General features: G+C 30.1%; 23 protein-coding genes. 4 read left to right on the plus strand and 19 right to left on the minus strand.

What is annotated here, in order from left to right; all coding sequences use genetic code 11:
* Window positions 1–18: 18 nt before the first annotated feature.
* From atpH to tsaE, 16 genes are all read right to left on the minus strand, one after another.
* Complete coding sequence (gene atpH / locus HZY82_RS00230) at window positions 19–558, minus strand: ATP synthase F1 subunit delta (protein ID WP_179938329.1); 540 nt, start codon at window positions 556–558, stop codon at window positions 19–21.
* Entirely contained in the window at window positions 558–1082 is a 525-nt protein-coding gene (atpF, locus tag HZY82_RS00235) for a F0F1 ATP synthase subunit B (protein WP_179938331.1), read from the minus strand. Before atpF ends, atpH begins: the two co-directional genes overlap by 1 nt.
* A 42-nt stretch (window positions 1083–1124) precedes the next feature.
* On the minus strand, window positions 1125–1337 hold the full coding sequence (atpE, locus tag HZY82_RS00240; RefSeq protein ID WP_135156650.1) for a F0F1 ATP synthase subunit C: 213 nt from the start codon (window positions 1335–1337) through the stop codon (window positions 1125–1127).
* A 48-nt stretch (window positions 1338–1385) separates the two neighbouring features.
* The gene (gene atpB / locus HZY82_RS00245; RefSeq protein WP_179938333.1) at window positions 1386–2114 is read right to left on the minus strand and encodes a F0F1 ATP synthase subunit A; all 729 of its coding nucleotides are present in this window, start codon (window positions 2112–2114) and stop codon (window positions 1386–1388) included.
* 138 nt (window positions 2115–2252) lie between these two features.
* Window positions 2253–2882, minus strand: coding sequence for a uracil phosphoribosyltransferase (upp, locus tag HZY82_RS00250; protein WP_135156646.1), 630 nt, complete (start codon window positions 2880–2882; stop codon window positions 2253–2255).
* A 158-nt stretch (window positions 2883–3040) separates the two neighbouring features.
* Window positions 3041–3568, minus strand: coding sequence for a QueT transporter family protein (locus tag HZY82_RS00255; protein ID WP_135156644.1), 528 nt, complete (start codon window positions 3566–3568; stop codon window positions 3041–3043).
* Between the two features lie 166 nt (window positions 3569–3734).
* Window positions 3735–5450: a phospho-sugar mutase gene (locus HZY82_RS00260; protein WP_135156642.1), complete on the minus strand. Its 1716-nt coding sequence runs from the start codon at window positions 5448–5450 to the stop codon at window positions 3735–3737.
* A 27-nt stretch (window positions 5451–5477) separates the two neighbouring features.
* Complete coding sequence (gene deoD, locus HZY82_RS00265; protein ID WP_135156640.1) at window positions 5478–6188, minus strand: purine-nucleoside phosphorylase; 711 nt, start codon at window positions 6186–6188, stop codon at window positions 5478–5480.
* A 76-nt stretch (window positions 6189–6264) separates the two neighbouring features.
* Window positions 6265–8196, minus strand: a complete 1932-nt coding sequence (locus HZY82_RS00270) for an acyltransferase family protein (RefSeq protein ID WP_179938335.1) — start codon at window positions 8194–8196, stop codon at window positions 6265–6267.
* Window positions 8197–8205: 9 nt separating this feature from the next.
* Entirely contained in the window at window positions 8206–10374 is a 2169-nt protein-coding gene (locus HZY82_RS00275; RefSeq protein ID WP_135156637.1) for a Tex family protein, read from the minus strand.
* A gap of 4 nt (window positions 10375–10378) precedes the next feature.
* Complete coding sequence (gene alr / locus HZY82_RS00280; protein ID WP_135156635.1) at window positions 10379–11509, minus strand: alanine racemase; 1131 nt, start codon at window positions 11507–11509, stop codon at window positions 10379–10381.
* Window positions 11510–11515: 6 nt separating this feature from the next.
* Entirely contained in the window at window positions 11516–11866 is a 351-nt protein-coding gene (gene acpS, locus HZY82_RS00285) for a holo-ACP synthase (protein WP_135156633.1), read from the minus strand.
* 141 nt (window positions 11867–12007) lie between these two features.
* A complete protein-coding gene (tsaD, locus tag HZY82_RS00290; RefSeq protein ID WP_135156631.1) occupies window positions 12008–13024 on the minus strand; it encodes a tRNA (adenosine(37)-N6)-threonylcarbamoyltransferase complex transferase subunit TsaD in 1017 nt (338 codons plus the stop codon).
* Window positions 13014–13463 carry a ribosomal protein S18-alanine N-acetyltransferase gene (gene rimI, locus HZY82_RS00295; protein ID WP_135156629.1) on the minus strand — a complete coding sequence of 150 codons (450 nt, stop codon included), beginning with the start codon at window positions 13461–13463 and terminating at the stop codon, window positions 13014–13016. The genes tsaD and rimI overlap by 11 nt, the downstream gene beginning before the upstream one ends.
* Complete coding sequence (gene tsaB, locus HZY82_RS00300) at window positions 13447–14109, minus strand: tRNA (adenosine(37)-N6)-threonylcarbamoyltransferase complex dimerization subunit type 1 TsaB (RefSeq protein ID WP_179938337.1); 663 nt, start codon at window positions 14107–14109, stop codon at window positions 13447–13449. Before tsaB ends, rimI begins: the two co-directional genes overlap by 17 nt.
* Window positions 14097–14558 (minus strand): tRNA (adenosine(37)-N6)-threonylcarbamoyltransferase complex ATPase subunit type 1 TsaE, encoded by a 462-nt coding sequence (gene tsaE, locus HZY82_RS00305; RefSeq protein ID WP_179938339.1) that lies wholly within the window; start codon window positions 14556–14558, stop codon window positions 14097–14099. The genes tsaB and tsaE overlap by 13 nt, the downstream gene beginning before the upstream one ends.
* 122 nt (window positions 14559–14680) lie before the next feature.
* On the opposite strand from tsaE, the gene HZY82_RS00310 reads away from it, so the two are divergent.
* From HZY82_RS00310 to HZY82_RS00325, 4 genes are all read left to right on the plus strand, one after another.
* On the plus strand, window positions 14681–15244 hold the full coding sequence (locus HZY82_RS00310; protein ID WP_135156623.1) for a thermonuclease family protein: 564 nt from the start codon (window positions 14681–14683) through the stop codon (window positions 15242–15244).
* A 76-nt stretch (window positions 15245–15320) separates the two neighbouring features.
* Window positions 15321–15509 (plus strand): DUF2929 family protein, encoded by a 189-nt coding sequence (locus tag HZY82_RS00315; RefSeq protein ID WP_135156621.1) that lies wholly within the window; start codon window positions 15321–15323, stop codon window positions 15507–15509.
* A gap of 47 nt (window positions 15510–15556) precedes the next feature.
* The gene (locus HZY82_RS00320) at window positions 15557–16033 is read left to right on the plus strand and encodes an NUDIX hydrolase (RefSeq protein WP_135156619.1); all 477 of its coding nucleotides are present in this window, start codon (window positions 15557–15559) and stop codon (window positions 16031–16033) included.
* 9 nt (window positions 16034–16042) lie between these two features.
* Window positions 16043–16414, plus strand: a complete 372-nt coding sequence (locus HZY82_RS00325) for a thioesterase family protein (RefSeq protein ID WP_135156617.1) — start codon at window positions 16043–16045, stop codon at window positions 16412–16414.
* Between the two features lie 200 nt (window positions 16415–16614).
* On the opposite strand, the gene HZY82_RS00330 is transcribed toward HZY82_RS00325, so the two are convergent.
* The 3 genes from HZY82_RS00330 to rpoD all read right to left on the minus strand — a co-directional run bounded on the left by HZY82_RS00330 (window position 16615) and on the right by rpoD (window position 19368).
* Window positions 16615–17556 carry an ROK family glucokinase gene (locus HZY82_RS00330; protein ID WP_135156615.1) on the minus strand — a complete coding sequence of 314 codons (942 nt, stop codon included), beginning with the start codon at window positions 17554–17556 and terminating at the stop codon, window positions 16615–16617.
* Between the two features lie 206 nt (window positions 17557–17762).
* On the minus strand, window positions 17763–17981 hold the full coding sequence (locus HZY82_RS00335) for a hypothetical protein (RefSeq protein WP_135156613.1): 219 nt from the start codon (window positions 17979–17981) through the stop codon (window positions 17763–17765).
* Between the two features lie 295 nt (window positions 17982–18276).
* Complete coding sequence (rpoD, locus tag HZY82_RS00340) at window positions 18277–19368, minus strand: RNA polymerase sigma factor RpoD (protein ID WP_135156611.1); 1092 nt, start codon at window positions 19366–19368, stop codon at window positions 18277–18279.
* Between the last annotated feature and the right edge of the window lies 1 nt (window position 19369).

The raw sequence follows: 19369 nt of genomic DNA on the forward strand, positions 1-19369 counted from the left end.
CTCCTTAATTTTTAAAAACTAGATTGTAGAAAGTTTATTTTTCATTTCCTGAATACGAGCTTTTATAGTGGAATCAATAACTTTTCCATCATAAGAAATTCTTAATCCTCCAATTAAAGTCTCGTCAAGTACATTCTCAATTTCTACATTGTCTACTTTTATTTTAGACTTAATGGCATTAGCCACTTTTTCTAATTCTTCATCAGTTAATTTGTAAACTGATTCAACCTTTACAAGTTGTGTTTTATTAAATTTATTGTTGAGTTTTTGGAAGTCTTCCCTTACCTCATCAATTAAATTCACATGTAAATTATTTGCCAATATTTTTATTACATTTACTACATAAGGATTAACACCTTTAAATGCTGCATCAATAATTTGACATTTTTTTTCTTTCAATATATTTGGGTTATTCATCAAGGTAATGAATGATTGTTCGTTCAATATACTTTTTGATGATTCTGTTAAATCATTTTCAACAACCAACAAAGCATCATTTTCTTTAGCAATGTTAAATAGAGATTTCGCTATTTTTCCAGCTAAAACTTTGTTCTTCATTACTTATCCCCTACCTCTTTTAAAATTTTATCTACAAAAGCACTTTGTTCCTTTGCATCCATATCTTTTTCGATAATTTTTGATGCAACTAATATAGATAATTCCGCCACTTGCTTATTAATTTCAGCAAGTGCTTTGTTCTTCTCATCTGCGATATCACGTTTAGCATTTTCTTTTAATATTTCTGCTTGTAATTTAGCATCATTAACAATAGATTCTCTTTCGACTTTAGATTGTTCACGAGCATTTTCCATCATCTCTTTGATTTCTGCTTGTGTACTAGCAAGTTTTTCTTGATTCACTTTTAGTAAAGCTAGTGCTTCCTTTTGATTTTTTTCAGCATCATCAAGTTGACTATTTACTAATTCTTGACGTTCTTCTAACATTTTTAAAAGTTTATCCCAAGCAAACTTGTATAATGCCCAGAATAAGATTAATACCGCTATAATATTAACTGCTATATTCCCTAAATTAAATCCTTGATGAGAAGAATGTTCAGTAGCTAAAAATATTAATTGTGACATACTTACATTCTCCTAGGCTTTTTATAATATTGTATTTTATACTTATTTAGTTGAAAGAATAAAAGCAAGAACTATTGCTAAAATAGGTAATGCCTCTACTAGGGCGAACATTAATAATGCACTAGATTTAAAAGTTGGTTCTAATTCTGGTTGTCTCGCTGACGCGTCCATATATTTAGAAAATAATAATCCATTACCTAATCCTGCTCCTAATGCCGCTAATCCTGCAGCTATACCTGCTCCTAATAATCCCATAATTATTTATACCTCCGAATATTTTATTTAAATTATATAATTATGTATTTAATGTTCGTCTGCTACTTTGTGTGATAAGTAAATAAAGAACATTGTCGTAAAAATGTATGCTTGGATAAATCCAATGAAAAGAGAAAATATTTTCCAGGCTATTAATCCTAACATACCAGGTATCCAATAAACTGCTCCACCTGTTACGATTAATCCTACTAGCATAGTCAATAATACTTCTCCAGCATATATATTCCCATATAAACGCATTGACAGTGTTAAAACATTAACAAACTCTTCAATTATTTTAAATGGGATTAGGAAAATACCTCCTGATGCATAAGTTCCAAAGTAAAACTTAGCGCCCTTATTGCTAAAACCATAATAGTGAGTAAATAGAATTACTGCTATAGCTATTGTAAAAGTGAATGTTGGGTCTGCTGTAACCGAATTTACATATATTACGTTATCATAACTAACTTCTAAAATTACACCTATCGTATTAGCTACTGCAATCAAAGAAATTAAACTTAATCCCATTGCCCAGAAGCTTTTACCATATTTCGTCCAACTAACACTATCTGAAATAACTTTCTTCACAAGATCCGCTACTATCTCTAATAAGTTTTGTCTCTTGCTATTAGGTCTCAAACTTAACTTATTAGTTAAAAAAACAACTACTAAAAATGTTATAATGCAAGTTAATATAGTAGCAAATGCACTAGGAAGATTTATTGTAATATCAGAACCGAATAACCTAGTTATCAAATATGTTTGCTCATGCATCTATATTTCCACCTCTCTCCCTATATTTAATTAGTATATAAACTACAAAAGATAGATAGATATACACTACCATTATAATATTTATAGTAGTTTGTAGCAAGTCTTTTATATCTATATTTAAAGATTTTTAAAAGCAAATTATTTTGTTCCAAAAATTCTATCTCCCGCATCACCAAGACCTGGGACAATATATCCATGGTCATTCAAGTGACTATCTAAGCCAGCTATGTAAATTTCCACATCAGGGTGGGCTTTTTGAAGTAATTCTACTCCTTCAGGCGCTGCTATAAGACACATAAATTTAATATCTGTTACTCCCCTTTGTTTTAAAGAATCAATCGCAGCTATTGCAGATCCCCCAGTCGCAAGCATAGGATCAACAACAATAAATTGTCGTTTTTCTGGATCACTAGGAATTTTTACAAAATACTCATGCGGCTGCAAAGTTTCCGGATCACGGTACAGACCAACATGTCCCACCCTTGCTGCTGGAAGTAAAGCCATAAGACCGTCAACCATACCTAAACCTGCTCTTAATATTGGTACGAAAACAATTTTCTTACCAGCTAATCTGTTACATTTAGTTACTTGGATGGGAGTTTCAACTTCCACTTCTTCTAATGGAAGATCTCTTGTTAACTCATAACCCATCAACATACCTACTTCGTTTGTTAACTGCCTAAAATCTTTAGAACTAGTATTAATATCACGAATAAATGATAGTTTATGTTGGATCAATGGATGATCAAAAACATGTACTTTTGACATAAAATTTTCTCCTTTATATGTTGTTATACTCTAATTTTACTCTAATTTTACTTTTTTCACAAGAGGTTAAAAGCATAAAAAAAAACGATTTCTTTTAATAAATCGTTTTTTACTATTACTTAACCCAGTAAATATTTAAATAGTTTATTTTAATAAAATTATTTGAATATTCTTTCCAAGTTTACTACTTTGTGTAAAGTTTCTGTGACAACAATACCCAAAACCATAACTAAAGCTTGTGATCCTACTAAGATTACATACCATGATGTAAATGTAGCAAAATCAAAAGCAACTCTCGCTCCATTTTCACCAGAAAATAGACTTAACTCAAAGGCAATTATCGGCATACATACTAATAAATAAATAACTATATTAACAATATGTCGAATAGCTCTATTTTTTATAAATTTAAAAACCATTAATGATAACATTAAAGCAATACCTGTGGCTATTGTACCGAAGAATACATCAACTATTCCTAAAGGACTAAACATATTAGCAACTGCTACTCCTAATGTTAGTGGTAAAAAGAATAAAGGACTAAATACTATTAATTGCATTAATGATTCACTATATCTAAATTGAATAGGTCCGTAAGAAAAACCTAAATTAGATACAGTTAAAACTATGTAAACTGCAGCAATCAATGCTTGGATAGTTAAAATTTTAACCTTATTATTTCTCATTTTTCCTCCTTGTGTTTAAGAGAAAAAATAACAATAGTGAGAGACTACTGTTATTAGTTTTTTTTATAGATGGATCTCTCAAACATCTTATATATTTGAAATTTTATAATAGCATTCTACTATTGTTTAGTCAAGAAAAAAGGAGGATATCTCCTCCTCCTTTTAATTATTCTATTGAATACAATAAATCTAATACTGTTTTTTCTACTGTCTCTATCTTAGCAAGTGCTTCAGCCTTATCTTCTCCACGAACATAGATATATAGTTTCACTTTTGGTTCTGTTCCTGATGGTCTTAGTGTGTACCAAGTTTCATCAGAGTATGAGAATTTAACTGCGTCTGTTTTTTCAATTCCAGTCGCTTTTTCTTCACCTGTCTTAAGATCCATTTCTTTTTCAGATAGATAATCAGTTACTGTAAGTACTTCTGCTCCAGAAATTTCTTTAGCGTAAATTTCTCGATATTTGTCCATCATACGCTCTATACGTTTAGCACCAGCTGCTCCTTCTAAAGTAACTGAAACTGTCTTATCTAGATAGAAACCATATTTTTCATAGAATCTTTCTAATACATCTACCAATGTCTTACCTTGTGCCTTGTAAAAAGCAGCAGCTTCTACTAACATCATTGCTGTTGTTACTCCATCCTTATCACGAACAAAAGTTCCAAGATTATAACCGATTGATTCTTCATAACCCATTACATAATTTTTCTCTTTTGTTTGGTCATAAGTATTTGGTAATTCTGCAATATTCTTGAATCCTGTTAAAACATTAAATACTTCAATTCCATTTTCTTCACATAGTTTTTCAACCATCTTAGATGTAACAATAGATTTAACGATATATGGATTTTCCGGTAACTTACCTTGTGTTTTTTGATTTTCAATAACATATTGAACTAACAAAGCACCAACTTGATTTCCATTTAAAGATATAATTTCACCATTATGAACAACCTCAACCGCAAGCCTATCACAATCTGGATCAGTTGCAATTAAAATATCAGCACCTACTTTTTCTGCTAATCTTTCACTATATTCAAAGGCAGCTGTATCTTCTGGATTTGGATATTCAATAGTTGGGAATGTTCCATCTGGATCTTTTTGTTCTTCTACTATATGAACATTCTTAAATCCACGACGGTCTAAAACTGTTGTAACAGCTTTATATCCTGCACCATTTAATGGAGTATATACTACTGAGATACCTTTATCAAGATTGTCATCGTTAATTGTTTGATTTAATACTTCTTCATAGAATTTTTCATCTACTTCTTCTCCAATATACTCTAATAAACCTTTTTCAATTGCCTCTTCTTCTGTTAAAGTCACATAATTTTCAAAAATATCCATTTCATTAATATACTCTAAAACTTTATCAGAAATATTAGATTTAATTTGAGATCCTTCTTGCCAATATACCTTATAGCCATTGTACTCTTTTGGGTTATGACTAGCAGTAATATTAATACCACTAGCAGTTCCTAAATAACGTATAGCATATGATAGCTCTGGAGTTGGACGTAAGTCTTCAAATAAATAAGCCTTGATTCCATTAGATGCCATTACTAATGCTGATAATTTAGCAAATTCTTTTGAAAATAAACGACAGTCATGCGCAATAGCGATACCTTTGTCTTGCAATCCATTGTCAATAATAGTTTTAGCCATCGCCTTGGATGCACGTGCAATAATAAAACGGTTCATACGATTTGTTCCCATTCCTACTTTTCCACGTAATCCAGCTGTACCAAATTCTAATTCTTTATAAAATCTATCTTCTTTTTCTTCTTCTTTTGTTACTGCAGATAGTTGCGCTTTTTCCTCTTCAGTTAATGCTGGGCTGTTAAGCCATTTTTCAAATAATTCATTGTAAGCCATTGTTCTCGTCTTCCTTAATCTAATTTATTATGCTAATTCCAAAGCAATCTCCATCATTTTTGTAAAAGCTGTTTGTCTTTCTTCTGGACTTGTTTCTTCCCCTGTAACTAGAGAGTCAGAAACCGTTAAGATTGTCAAAGCATTTACCCCAGCAGCAATAGCATTTGCATATAGAGCTGTTGATTCCATTTCAACACCTAATACTCCCATCTTCATCCAATTTTTCATTGCATCTTTATCTGCGTTATAGAAGATATCACTACATAAGATGTTACCTACATGTACATTTACATCTTTTTCGTTAGCAATGTTATAAGCCTTACTTAATAACTCGTATGATGCAGGTAAACTTAAAGTTCCTGGAATCTTGTATTGATGCATGTAGTTGGTATTAGTTGATGATGCCATCCCTAAAATAACATCGTATACTTTAACATGTTCTTGCAGAGAACCACAAGTACCAATTCTTATTAAATTCTTAACTCCAAAGAAATGAATTAATTCATATGAATAAATACCGATACTACCTGGTCCCATACCTGTTCCCATTACTGAAATTTTTTTGCCTTTATATGTACCAGTATAACCAAGCATACCTCGAATTTCATTAAAGCAAACTGCATCTTCTAAAAATGTTTCTGCTATAAACTTTGCTCTAAGTGGATCTCCCGGTAAAAGAATAGTTTCTGCTATCTCTACTCCATTAGGTTTAATATGTGGTGTTTGTTTATGTGACATTTAGAGCCTCCCATGAAAATGTTTTACTACTTATATTATATACGTTTTTTCTCATTTATACAAGGATATTTTTATTTTATTGAATTGATGAAGTTACTATAAGTTCTCTTTCGCTTGCTTCCACAACTACACTAGTTTGAGTTGCTAACTCTTTTCTCTTGGCCTCCTCAGCTTTTCGTTTAGCTTCTTCTTCAGCTTTTTTCTTTTCCATCATTTGAGGACTTTCTACTTCATACTTAAAAGCTGATGATATTAAATTTATCATAGCCTGTATACCACTTGAATTTAAATGAACATAATCTGCTTCAAAATATTCTCTATGTTTTTTACCTAAAGTATACCAATCAATAATATTTACATTAGAATACCTTGATTTAGCATCTTCTAATAATTTGTTATTGGCATCTTGCCAAGCTCTAGGGACATTTACATTTACAAAATAAACTTCTGTTTTGTCAAAAGCTTTAACCATCTCATCTATCTCATTTTTTGTAATGTTACCATTGGTTCCAATCATGTAAATTACGGCTGTTGTTGGAATATTGTAAGAGGCGTACTTGGGTAGTAATTCCACCATTTGATAACCTTGTCTAGATACCTTTCCATCTACAACCGCTCCTGCATATTTCTCAACGAAACGTTCACCTATATTAACCGCCAACGAATCTCCTAAGACAAGTAAATTTGTATATTTTTTAACTTTTATTGAAGATTCTTCTTGTTTCGTAGTTTGTGGAACTTCTACATTAGCTCCTGTTTGAAAAACCGAGTCCAACTTAAAAGTGTCTTCTTTATTAAAGAATGTTGATGTTATAGGCATAGCTTTTCCTAAACTCCCCATAAGCAATAATATAATTGTTGCAATAGACATTGATACTGCCAATATTTTTTTATATCCTCTAAGACTAAACATTAATCTAATCAATACTTTGAAATACTTAATTACCCCATATTTTCGGATAGGTGTTTCAAATATAGTATAAGAAACAAATGCTATAAAAAAGATCAACACTAGTCTGAAAATATTGCTTATCCAAGATGATTCTTGTCCCGTAGAACTTAAAACTATTATTGGAAAATGCCATAGATATAAACTATATGATATTTTTCCAATATATACTAGTGGTGTAAATGACATAAGTCTTGAAATAAAAGTTCTTTGCCTACCAGTAGAAATTATTATAATTAAAAATAATATTGAATATACCAAAAAACCTCCACGATACATCCATTCATCACTTTCAGATACAAAGAACATTGACCATATAAACACAGCTATCGATATTACTGATAAAAAAGTAAAAAATATACTTTCTTTCTTATTAATTCTTGCAGTCAACTTATACATTGGAAATAAGAAAGCACCTGCTACTCCGACCAATAAACCAAAAGCTCTTGTATCAGTACCATAGTAAACCCTATTCATATCTCTTGGATCAAATAAATATATGTGAGTTGCTAATGACGCAAAAATTAATGTAAAGATTAAAAATTTATAAACTGGTGTTAATCTTACTTTCCTACTTTTATTATTAAACATTAAGAAAATAAGCGGGAATAACAGATAAAACTGTTCCTCTATTGCTAATGACCATAAATGTTTAAATGGACTTGTTGAAAAAGTGTCAAAATAATCTAGTTTATGAAAAATATACCACCAGTTACTTGAGTAAACATAACCAAAAAGTGCGTCTAAATATGTTTTTTCTAATAGTGATTTATTAAATAGTACCATTACTATAAGTACTATACTTATCATCAAGTAAACAGCTGGTAATAGTCTTCTAGCTCTTCTTATATAGAAATTCCATAGATTTAACTTACCTGTTATTCTATACTCTCTCATAATAAGAGATGAGATTAAATAACCAGATAACACAAAGAATAAATCTACCCCTAAAAATCCACCCGGTAGATATTTAGGATTAATATGATAGATTATCACAGATATTACAGCTATTGCCCTAATACTGTCTATACTGGGTAAATATCTCTTTTTTTTCTCCATTCTAACCTCCTAATCTCTAAATAAGGATAGAGAAACACGTCCTCTTTCTTTATCTACTTCAATAACATAAGTTTCTATAATTTGACCTACTGAAAGAACTTCTAAAGGATTTTTTATAAACTTCTTACTAATCTTTGAAATATGTACCATAGCATCTTGCTTTAAACCAATATCGATAAATGCACCAAATTGAGTAATATTTCTTACTGTACCATTCAATTTACTTCCTACTTGCAGATCATCAATTGTTAAAATATCTGATCTCAATAAAGGTTTCTCAAAATCATCCCTAATATCACGCATAGGTTGCTTTAGATCCATAACTATATCAAGCAAAGTTTCATAACCTGATTTTAATTCATTGGACAAAATTTTTAAATCTACATCTTCCAATTTTTTAAGAATCTTATCACTCCCAATTTCATTCTTATCTATATCAAGTTTTTCTAGTAATTTTTCCGCAATATGATAAGATTCTGGATGTATGCCTGTAGAATCTAAAATGTTATCACCATCGACTACCCTAAAAAAACCTACTGCTTGTTCAAAGGTTTTCTTACCAAGTCTAGGTACATTAGCTAGTTCTCTAATTGTAGTAATTTTACCTTTATCTTTACGATAATTTTCTATATTTTTTGCAATAGTTCTGTTAATAGCTGAAACATAAGACATTAGAGAAACTGATGCTGTATTAACATCAACACCTATTGAATTAACCGCAGTTTCAACAACAAAAGCTAATTCTTTCTCTAAAAATTTTGGACTTATATCATGTTGATATTGTCCTACTCCTATCGACTGAGGATCAATTTTAACAAGTTCACTTAGAGGATCTTGCAAACGTCTCGCAATTGAAATTGCTGATCTTTCTTCCACATTAAAATTAGGAAACTCTTCTCTAGCAATCTCGCTTGCTGAATATATACTAGCACCTGCTTCATTGACTATACAAAACTTAATATTCAAATCAATATCCTTTAAGGTATTATAAACAAATGATTCTGTCTCTCTCGACGCCGTACCATTTCCTATGGCAATTATATTAATAGAATTTTCTTTAATAACATCTACTAGTATCTTAGCCGCTTCTTTTTGTTTTTCAATAGTAGCTGGTTTATGTGGGTACATGACTCCCTTAGTTACAAAGTTCCCATACTCATCTACTACAGCAAACTTACAACCTGTTCTAAAAGCTGGATCTATACCTAAAACTTTTTTATTTTTTAATGGTGATTGCATCAATAATTGCCTTAAGTTGACAGAAAAAATTGCAACCGAATCTTCTTCTGCTTTTTTAGTAAGCTCTGCTCTAATTTCTCTTTCTATTGATGGAAATATTAACCTCTTATAAGCATCTTCAATACATGATAAGAATAAATCTTTTAATTCGGTAGTTTTATTCCCCATAAAATTATTTAAAATATAATTACATAATCTATCCCTATCGTTCACAATGGAAATGTTTATAATTCCCTCTTTCTCCGCTCTATTCAAAGCAAGGATTCTGTGAGATGCTAATCTAGAAATTTTTTCACTATATTCATAGTAATTTAAATAAATTTTGTTTGAATCTTTTTCTTGTCCATTTCTTTTTAGTTTAGATTCTACCGAACCAAATTTTTTTGTATTTTCCAAAATATATTCTCTATATTTAGCTGTATCCGAAATATTCTCAGCAATAATGTCTAAAGAGAAAGCAATGGCCTCATCTATGGAATTAACTTCTCTTTCAATATTAATGTACTTTGCTGCTTCTTTTTCTAATTCCACCTTTGTCTTAGGTATTCTGGAAATAAATTTAGCCAATGGTTCCAGCCCTTTTTCTTTAGAAATACTTGCTTTTGTTTTCCTTTTTTCTTTAAAAGGTCTATACAAATCTTCAACTCTTTGTAATTTTTCTTGTACTAAAATATCTTTTCTAAGTTCCTCAGTAAGTAATCCTTTCTCTTCAATAATCCTAATTACTTCTTCTTTTCTCTTTTCTAGAGATTTTAAATAATTATATTCATCTTGAATTGTTTTAATAGCTACTTCATCTAGAGAATTAGTCATCTCTTTACGATATCTGGCTATAAATGCAATAGTATTACCCTCTTCTAGCATTTTCAAGACATTTTCTATATACTTTTCATTAATTTTTAACTTCTTAGCTAAACTAGTTTTTATCTTATCATACATTTACTTACCCCACTTCTTTATCGTTTACAAAATATCGTCTAGGAACTCTTTGTCCTATACAGCAAAATATTTCATAAGAAATTGTATTTTGATATTTAGCAAATTCTTCAACACTTAAAACTTGTCCATTGTGCTCACCATAAAACAAAACTTCATCACCTATACTTGGTTTCTTAGGACATCTAATCATTGTCTGGTCCATACATACACGTCCAACTATTTCACACCTTTCTCCATTTATGAGCACAGACCAGCCTTGACTCCTTCTGAGTAGACCATCTCTATAACCTATGGCTACAGTTGCTATATATTCACTATCCTTACTTTCATAGCTACAAGCATAACCAATCTTAGTTCCCGGAGCTACTTCTTTAACATGTGATACTTCAGAAATTAAAGAGGATACGGTTCTTAATTTTATATCACTTATTTTAGCAATTTCATCAGATGCATATTGACCATATAAAGATATACCAACTCTTGCCATATTAAAGTTGTTGTTTTCTTTGGCGTATCTCATACTTGCTGCTGAATTTTCATGATGAACATATTTGGCTTTATGATTTATAAATGATGTTAGGTAAGTAAATCTTTCTCTTTGATATTTATCATACTCATCATTATCAGCATCAGAATTAGAATAATGTGTAAATATACCCTCTAATTCCAATCTATCATCATTCAATAATTCATTTACAGCTATAGCTTCCTCTTTAGATGATATACCAATCCTAGACATACCGCTATCTATTTTTAGATGTAGTTTTAATTTTCTCCCTAACTCACCTATATTCTCTACCACTTCTTCTAACCAATCCTTAGAAGGACACGTAATAGACAGGTTTTGCTCTATTGCATAAGTGATATTTCTTGGATTAATAATTCCTAATACCAATATAAAAGCATCTGGCGCAACCTCTTTTATTTCTAACCCTTCTTCCAAACTAGAAACAGCAAAATGCTTTACTCCATTATCATATAAATATTTTACTAATACTTTAGCTCCCGAACCATATGCATCAGCCTTTACTACTGCTATTACTTCTTTCTCACCTAATGTTCTCTTTATATTTATATAATTTTCTAATACTGCATCTAAATTAACTTTTAAATATGTAGGTCTATCTTGAAACATTATTATCTACTCCCTTTCTAATACTATAAATGCTACAGCAGTTGTTTTTGTATGACTAATGGTAAGATGACAAATAAAATCTTGATAAATTATATATGGCTTTCCTAAGTCCGTTTTTTCAACTTCAATATCTTTAAAAGAAAATTCCTTAGAAATTCCTGTTCCCAAAGCTTTAGACATAGCTTCTTTAACAACATATCTAGAAGCCAAAAATTCTGCCTTTTTCCTTGGGTTATTTATATTATAAAACTCTTTAATTTCTTTCTCAGTATAAATTTTTTCTAAATAATTTGCTTTATCAAAGAATTCATAAAACCTTGATATCTCTTCTATATCTGTTCCTATTCCATAAATCATAATTTTACCTCAAAAACTTAATATTATTCACCATCAATTATAATACTTATAATAAATTTATACAAGTTTATTTCTCTTAAATTTTAAGCAAAAATAAAGACAATTTCACTAAATTTTTTAGTAAAATTATCCTATATAATTTTATTTAATCTTTTCTAAACTAATACTTGACTTAGCATTTAAAGTTAATGGATCAGCAAATAAATTATGTTTATAATAGTAATATCCTACTGCACCTATCATAGCAGCATTATCTGAACAATATTTCATTTTAGGAATTAGTAAGTCAATATCCAAATTATTTGCTAAATTAATCATTCTGGATCTCAATTCAGAGTTCCCAGCAACTCCCCCAGAAACAATTAGTTGACTAATCCCATAATCTTCAAGTGCACTCTTTGTCTTATGTTCCAATATATCCATAACTGCTGTTTGGAAAGATCTTGCTAAATCCTCTTTAACAATAACTTCTCCTCTTTGATTTTTATTATGAATTAAGTTGATTATAGCTGATTTCATACCTGAAAATGAAAAATTGTAATTTTTACTATCAATCATAGCTCTTGGTAAATTATAGCTATCCTTTCCAATTTTCGCTAATGAATCAAGCTTTGGTCCTCCAGGATATTCTAAGTCAAGCTGGCGTGCCACCTTATCATAAGCCTCACCTACTGCATCATCTTGAGTTTGGCCTATTATTTCAAAATTCAATTCATCTTTTAATAAAACTAGTTCAGTGTGCCCACCAGAAACTACCAAAGCAAGTGATGGATACTTAATATCTGCATCTATATTTGCAGAATAAATGTGTCCCGCTATATGATGAGCCGCAATTAATTTTTTTTCATAAACATAAGCCAAAGTTTTAGCTACAGTTACACCTACTAATAGAGAACCTACTAATCCAGGACCTTGGGTAACGCAAATTGCATCGATATTTCCCATATCCATATTAGCTGTTGCTAATGCTTCGTTTATAACTTGCATAATTATTTCAATATGATGTCGACTAGCGATTTCAGGCACTACACCTCCATATTCCTTATGTATATCAATTTGGCTGGCAACAATATTAGATAAAACTTCTTTACCATTTCTAACAATTGCAACACTAGTTTCATCACAACTTGATTCTATTGCTAATATATTAAGATTCATTTTCAAAATTCCTTATCATTATTAAAGCGTCTTCTCCATTATTTTGGTAATATTTTTCTCTCTTTCCTATAAGTTCAAAACCTACTCTTTCATATACTTTTATAGCTGCTTTATTTGATTTTCTTACTTCAATAATTGCTCTCTTAGCTCCTTTATTAGCATAAAGTTGCATCATATAAAGTAAAAATAAAGAGCCCATTTTTTTGTTTTGATACTTTTTATCAATTACAATTTTGTTAATTTGATATTCTTCTAAAACATACCATCCACCACAAAATCCTAATACTTCTTCCCCGTTAAAAATAGCATAGTATTCAGAATTTTCTTGCTCCAATTCCTTCTTAAACATTTCCTTAGACCATGGATCTACAAAGTTTTCTCTATCAATTACAGATAGAATGTCTAAATACTCCACTCCTACCTTATCTATTTTTATCATCTTTCAAATTCCTTTCAGCCTCTGTGTATCTTAAATAAGATGGTATCGCACTATAATAGTCAGATTCTATTGCATAGTCTTCTAGATATAAAAAATTTCTTGCAAAATTATAAGTTTCATGCAAAATATATTTAAAATCTGCACTAACAAAATTATACTTATCTAGATTAGGACCTATAAAAATAACTTCTTTATACTCCTTATTTAAAAATTCTATAATTTCTTCTAAAGGGTAATAGGATTCTTCTAATATTTCTCTACCTTCTTCATAAATTGCTGCAAAAACATTGCCACGTCTTCCATCTATTAAAGGTACTATCAGCTTATTCCTAGAATCTTTATAATAAGATTGGAGTACTAATGTCGATATTGTTTTCAGTGGAATATTCAAAGAAAATGATAAAACCTTAGCTACACTTAATACAATTCTAAGAGCTGTATAAGAACCTGGTCCTTTGACTGCCACTATTTCTGTTAAGTCCGATTTACTTACACCTGCTCTTTTAAGACAAGAATTAAGCTCGACTAGTATTACTTCTGATAAGTTTCTACCACACTCAAGATTTGACTCAGCTAGTAATTTATCACCTTCAATACAAGCTATTGATAAATATGAATTAGAAGCTTCTAATACTAATTTAACCATAATTTTTCTAACTCACTTTCTATTTTTTTATACTTATCTCCAATAGAAGATATATTTACTACTCTTACATCTCCCTCTAATTGAAGAGAAAAAGTTAATCTCTCCTTAGGAAGGAAGTCATCAATATATTCCGCCCACTCCACAAAACATATCTTATCTTCATAAAAAATATCTTCAAATGGTAATTCTTCATCATTATCTTCTAATCTATAAGCATCTATATGACAAAGGTAGTAATCATCACCCTCATATTCTTTTAAAATATTGAAAGTTGGAGATGTGACTGTAGCTTCAATATCGATTGCTTTAGCAAAATATTTTGTAAATGTTGTTTTACCAGCAGCTAAATCTCCGTTTAGAGTAAGTAAAAATTTCCTATCAATTAAAGATGCTAAATTATTGGCTAATCTTTCTGTATCTGATAAATTTTTCAAGATAATTTTAGTCATATCTTACCTCTATTTCTATAATTATATCCATATATTATACTAACCCATTTGCAATATATTTTCAATGCTAAAGCATACTATTTATGTTATTATAAAAAGGGGAATATATTAGGAGAACAAATATGAAAAAGAAATTTTTTTCGCTACTTACAGTAGTATTTACAGCAACTATTATTTGGTTAGTTAACTCTCTAGGTGGTCCAGACTTACTATCTATTTTTAAATCATTTAATTCTAAATCTGATACAATAAATGGAATTGTTGTAAAAGGGGATGAAACAAGATATCCTGTTAAATTTTTAAGAAAAATTGATGGTGATACCATAGTAGTATTATTCAATAAACAAGAATTGACTATAAGATATCTAAATATTGATACACCAGAGACAGTAAAACCTAATACTCCTCCCCAAGCTTTCGGAAAAGAAGCAAGTGCGGCTAATGAAGGTCTTTTAAAAAGAGCTAAAAAAGTAGAAATAGAATTCGACGTCAGTGAAAAAAAAGATAAATATAATAGAGCCTTAGCTTACGTATATGCTGATGGAAAATTAGTTCAAGAAATACTACTGAAACAAGGTCTTGCTCAAATTAAATATGTTAAAGAACCAAATACAAGACATTTGGCTACTTTAAAAAAAGCTGAAAATCAAGCTAAATCTAATAAAAGAAATATTTGGAGTCAATAAAATTTGTATGTATTTTATTGTTTTATTAAGAATTTTCTAGTATAATGAAAGGTGATTAAACTAAAGGAGTGTTAGTATGAAATTTTTAGTTTCATTATTTTGGGGATATATTTTTTCTTTCATAGCAATTTTCATCATTACTGCTATTTTAGGAAGTAATGAAATTAGCCAGGGAACTACGGTATTAAACTGTTCTATACTGGCTGTACTATTTACATTAACATCTGTTGGTCTTAACAGCTTAATTAAAGAAAATAAAAAATAAAATAAAGAGCTACCTAGGTAGTTCTTTATTTATATGGGGTGAAATTTATGAATAATATTCTTGCAACAATGTGTTATATAGATACAGGTAGTCACTATCTTATGCTTAAAAGAAATAAAAAAGACAATGATATTCACGAAGGACTTACAATATCGGTAGGTGGAAAAATGGAAGGAGGAGAAAGTCCGCAAGAAGGAATTATTAGAGAGGTTAAGGAAGAAACTGGTCTTGACTTAAAAAATCCAAAACTCAGAGGAATTATTAGTTTTCCTAATTTTGATGGTAAATCTAACTGGTATACTTATGTATTTACAGCAAGTGATTATACAGGGCAAATATTAGAAGACTCTCCTGAAGGAGATTTGCTTTGGATAGCAAAAGAAGATATAAAAAATCGAAAAATAAAAACTTGGGAAGGAGATTTCATCTTCCTTGACTGGTTGATTGATGAGAAATCTTTTTTCTCTGCAAAATTTGAATATATAGATAAAAAATTAAAAAATTATAGTGTTGATTTTTATTAGGAGATATTTATGAAAATTGGAGACAAATTATATAAAGAATTTTTAGTATTAGATAAACATTCTGCAAAAAATATGGGGAGTGGAGACTTAGAAGTACTATCTAGCCCTTGCCTAGTTGCTTTTATGGAAGAGACTTCTCGAGATTTATTAGCTAAAAATTTAGATACTAAATTAACTAGTGTAGGCTCACATATAAGTCTTGATCACCTTACAGCAAGTAAAATTGGAACAAATATAAAAGTTGAAGTTGAATTAAGAAATATTGAAAAAGAAAAGATTTTCTACTTTGAAATACTAGCCTTAGATGGAGAAAAAATTGTAGGAAAAGCAAAACATACCAGAGTTTTAGTAAATAAAGAAAAATTTATTGAAAGATTATAATAAATTTGAACATTTTGATAATTTTATAATAATTATAGAAACTACCTATAAAAATTCTATTGCAAAAAGAGTGGTGTACTCCCACCACTCTTTTTTATTTCTTACTTATGAAAAATTACTAATATAAGTAAGCTCTTAATATTTTTAATTAAAAGATTTAGCCCTATGTCTACTAAGTTTTTCTATGCTATATTAAATGACTATAACACTAAGCTAGCTGCCCCAATAACTCCAGCATCATTTCCTAATGTTGCTAAAGCTAATTTCGTTGACTCCCTTACTGGTGGGAATGCAAATTTTTCATATTCTTTTCTTACTCTTTCAAGTAAGAAATCTCCAGCTGCAGATACTCCCCCTCCTATTACGATGAAACTTGGATTTAAAGCATTGGCTAACTGACTGCATGCTAGCCCTAAATAAAAGGCAAATTTATCAATTACTTTATTAGCAAATTCATCCCCTTCTTTTGCTCCGTCAAATACATCCTTAGCTGTAAGCTTATCCTTATCAATAAGTTCTTTCAATTTACTTTCTTCTAATAATGTAATCATATCTTTAGCAAGTTTAACAATACCTGTTGCACTAGCTACAGTTTCTAAACACCCTTTATTTCCACATGTACATTCAAAACCATCTGGCTGAACTACCATATGTCCAATTTCTCCTGCAGATCCTCTCACTCCGTGAAGTAGTTTCCCATCAGCAACTACTCCACCACCTACTCCTGTTCCTAAAGTTACAAATACAACATCTTCTTCATTCTCTCCAGCACCTCGCCATCTTTCACCAAGAGCTGCCACATTAGCATCATTATCAATAAAGAAAGGCTTATTAAATTCCTTTTCAAAAATTGATTTAACTTCTTGTACCTCTGCCCAACCTAGATTATAGGCCCCTTTTACAGTTCCTTTTTCATAATCAATTTGACCAGGACTTCCCATTCCGATTCCTTTAACGCTATCTAAAGAAATACTATGCTCTGCTGTGTATTCTTTTATAGAAGTCACTATATCATTAACAATGTTTTTACCAGAATTTTCTGTATTTGTAACAATTGTCCATTGATGTTCAAGATTACCTTCTGACGACAATATGGCCATCTTAACACTTGTTCCACCTAAATCTATACCTATAACTTTCATAAAATACCCCCTTCTATCAATTAAAATTGATATTATGATTTACAATAATTAACTAACTTTTATTATATAACATTTTTCTAAATCATTCTAGTCGTTTCAACAATTAAAATTATGATAAATAAAAAGACAAATGATGTAACTATAATTAAAAATCTTAATTATCTCCTTGATTTTATATAATAAAAATACCTAACTATTGTTAAGTGTTAAATAAGGACTTCTTTGCCTACTAAATAGTTATCTCCATCAAAAATTACAGAAACATCTCTCCTACTGTAATCTCCGTTAGGGCTAGGAATTATTACATCTTTAAAAGTTCGACCATCAATTATTATATTAGAGTGGTTAGTAAACTCGTTAGGTATATCTTTATTCAGTGTTAACATTATTATATTTCCAAATTTAAAAACTTTTTCTACTATCATAACTAATCAAACTCCTTTATTTTTTCTTATAGTACGCTATATCATTATTTACAGCGTCGATTTTAATTTTTGGTAATTTATATCTTTCAGCATATTCTATTGATTTTTCTTTAGCTTTAATTTCATTTCATTTAGATTAGGTAATGATGGATATGAAATAACTAAAATATATATATCCATAAAACACAAAAAATAGAGCCGAAAGAACATGAGTATTTTAAAAAAATATCATTCTAACTGCCCCATTTTTAAAAACACAACATTAAAACCCTTGATAAATCAAAGGTTTTAACGTTTACTCCATAAATCCTTTTAATTTGTTTAACTTAGATGGATGTTTTAATTTTCTAATTGCTTTTGCTTCAATCTGTCTAATACGCTCACGAGTTACACCAAAAGCAGCACCTACTTCTTCAAGAGTGTGTGTCTTACCATCTTTCAATCCAAATCGTAATTTTAGTACATTTTCTTCACGGTCTGTTAATGTTTCAAGAATTTCTTCTAATTGCTCTTTAAGTATTTCATTAGCAGCGTGCTCTACTGGAGATTGCGCATCTTTATCTTCGATAAAGTCCCCTAAATGCGAATCATCCTCTTCTCCAATTGGTGTTTCTAGTGAAACTGGTTCTTGTGCTATCTTCAAAATTTCTCTTACTTTTTCAGAAGTCATTCCCATTTTCTTACCAATTTCTTCTGGCTTAGGTTCACGTCCTAAATCTTGAAGTAATTGTCTTTGTACTCTTATAAGCCTATTGATTGTTTCAACCATGTGTACCGGTATACGGATAGTTCTAGCTTGGTCTGCAATTGCACGTGTAATTGCTTGACGAATCCACCAGGTTGCATAAGTTGAGAACTTAAATCCCTTAGAATAATCAAACTTCTCAACCGCTTTAATTAGACCCATATTCCCTTCTTGGATTAAGTCTAGAAATAACATTCCTCGGCCCACATATCTTTTAGCGATAGATACTACAAGTCTTAAATTAGCTTCTGATAATTCTTGTTTAGCTTCTTCTTTTTCAAAGTCAGTTCCAGATTCGATAATTTTTGCAAGTTGGAGCTCTCTTTCTTTTGAAAGAAGCGGTACTTTCCCAATCTCTTTTAAATACATTCTTACCGGATCATTAGTTTTGATTCCGGCAGGAACTGATAAATCTTCTAAATCAATTTCTTCTTCAATCTTCTCTTTTTCTGCATTAGCATTAATTAAGATGACATCTTCACGACTTAATTCTTCATAAAAATCATCCATATCGTCAGAAGATACGTTTAACTTAGAGAAAGCATCTAATATTTCTTCTTGTGTTAATTCACCATTATTCTTACCTTTTTCAAGTAATTCACTTTTTAAAGTTTCAAAATCTTTTGCCGTTTGTTTTGCCATT

Origin of the sequence: Gemella sp. GL1 (genome assembly GCF_013415365.1) — a bacterium.
Lineage (GTDB): Bacteria > Bacillota > Bacilli > Staphylococcales > Gemellaceae > Gemelliphila.

Bases quoted from the DNA above. Each gene is read 5' to 3' on its own strand.
- atpB (WP_179938333.1), bottom strand. From the start codon at position 2,114: ATGCATGAGCAAACATATTTGATAACTAGGTTATTCGGTTCTGATATT.
- atpH (WP_179938329.1), bottom strand. From the start codon at position 558: ATGAAGAACAAAGTTTTAGCTGGAAAAATAGCGAAATCTCTATTTAAC.
- tsaD (WP_135156631.1), bottom strand. From the start codon at position 13,024: ATGAATCTTAATATATTAGCAATAGAATCAAGTTGTGATGAAACTAGT.
- HZY82_RS00335 (WP_135156613.1), bottom strand. From the start codon at position 17,981: ATGATAGTAGAAAAAGTTTTTAAATTTGGAAATATAATAATGTTAACA.
- HZY82_RS00260 (WP_135156642.1), bottom strand. From the start codon at position 5,450: ATGGCTTACAATGAATTATTTGAAAAATGGCTTAACAGCCCAGCATTA.
- HZY82_RS00325 (WP_135156617.1), top strand. From the start codon at position 16,043: ATGAAAATTGGAGACAAATTATATAAAGAATTTTTAGTATTAGATAAA.
- upp (WP_135156646.1), bottom strand. From the start codon at position 2,882: ATGTCAAAAGTACATGTTTTTGATCATCCATTGATCCAACATAAACTA.
- atpE (WP_135156650.1), bottom strand. From the start codon at position 1,337: ATGGGATTATTAGGAGCAGGTATAGCTGCAGGATTAGCGGCATTAGGA.
- atpF (WP_179938331.1), bottom strand. From the start codon at position 1,082: ATGTCACAATTAATATTTTTAGCTACTGAACATTCTTCTCATCAAGGA.
- rpoD (WP_135156611.1), bottom strand. From the start codon at position 19,368: ATGGCAAAACAAACGGCAAAAGATTTTGAAACTTTAAAAAGTGAATTA.
- HZY82_RS00275 (WP_135156637.1), bottom strand. From the start codon at position 10,374: ATGTATGATAAGATAAAAACTAGTTTAGCTAAGAAGTTAAAAATTAAT.
- deoD (WP_135156640.1), bottom strand. From the start codon at position 6,188: ATGTCACATAAACAAACACCACATATTAAACCTAATGGAGTAGAGATA.
- rimI (WP_135156629.1), bottom strand. From the start codon at position 13,463: ATGATAAAAATAGATAAGGTAGGAGTGGAGTATTTAGACATTCTATCT.
- acpS (WP_135156633.1), bottom strand. From the start codon at position 11,866: ATGATTTATGGAATAGGAACAGATATAGAAGAGATATCAAGGTTTTAT.
- HZY82_RS00270 (WP_179938335.1), bottom strand. From the start codon at position 8,196: ATGGAGAAAAAAAAGAGATATTTACCCAGTATAGACAGTATTAGGGCA.
- alr (WP_135156635.1), bottom strand. From the start codon at position 11,509: ATGTTTCAAGATAGACCTACATATTTAAAAGTTAATTTAGATGCAGTA.
- HZY82_RS00310 (WP_135156623.1), top strand. From the start codon at position 14,681: ATGAAAAAGAAATTTTTTTCGCTACTTACAGTAGTATTTACAGCAACT.
- tsaE (WP_179938339.1), bottom strand. From the start codon at position 14,558: ATGACTAAAATTATCTTGAAAAATTTATCAGATACAGAAAGATTAGCC.
- HZY82_RS00320 (WP_135156619.1), top strand. From the start codon at position 15,557: ATGAATAATATTCTTGCAACAATGTGTTATATAGATACAGGTAGTCAC.
- tsaB (WP_179938337.1), bottom strand. From the start codon at position 14,109: ATGGTTAAATTAGTATTAGAAGCTTCTAATTCATATTTATCAATAGCT.
- HZY82_RS00330 (WP_135156615.1), bottom strand. From the start codon at position 17,556: ATGAAAGTTATAGGTATAGATTTAGGTGGAACAAGTGTTAAGATGGCC.
- HZY82_RS00255 (WP_135156644.1), bottom strand. From the start codon at position 3,568: ATGAGAAATAATAAGGTTAAAATTTTAACTATCCAAGCATTGATTGCT.
- HZY82_RS00315 (WP_135156621.1), top strand. From the start codon at position 15,321: ATGAAATTTTTAGTTTCATTATTTTGGGGATATATTTTTTCTTTCATA.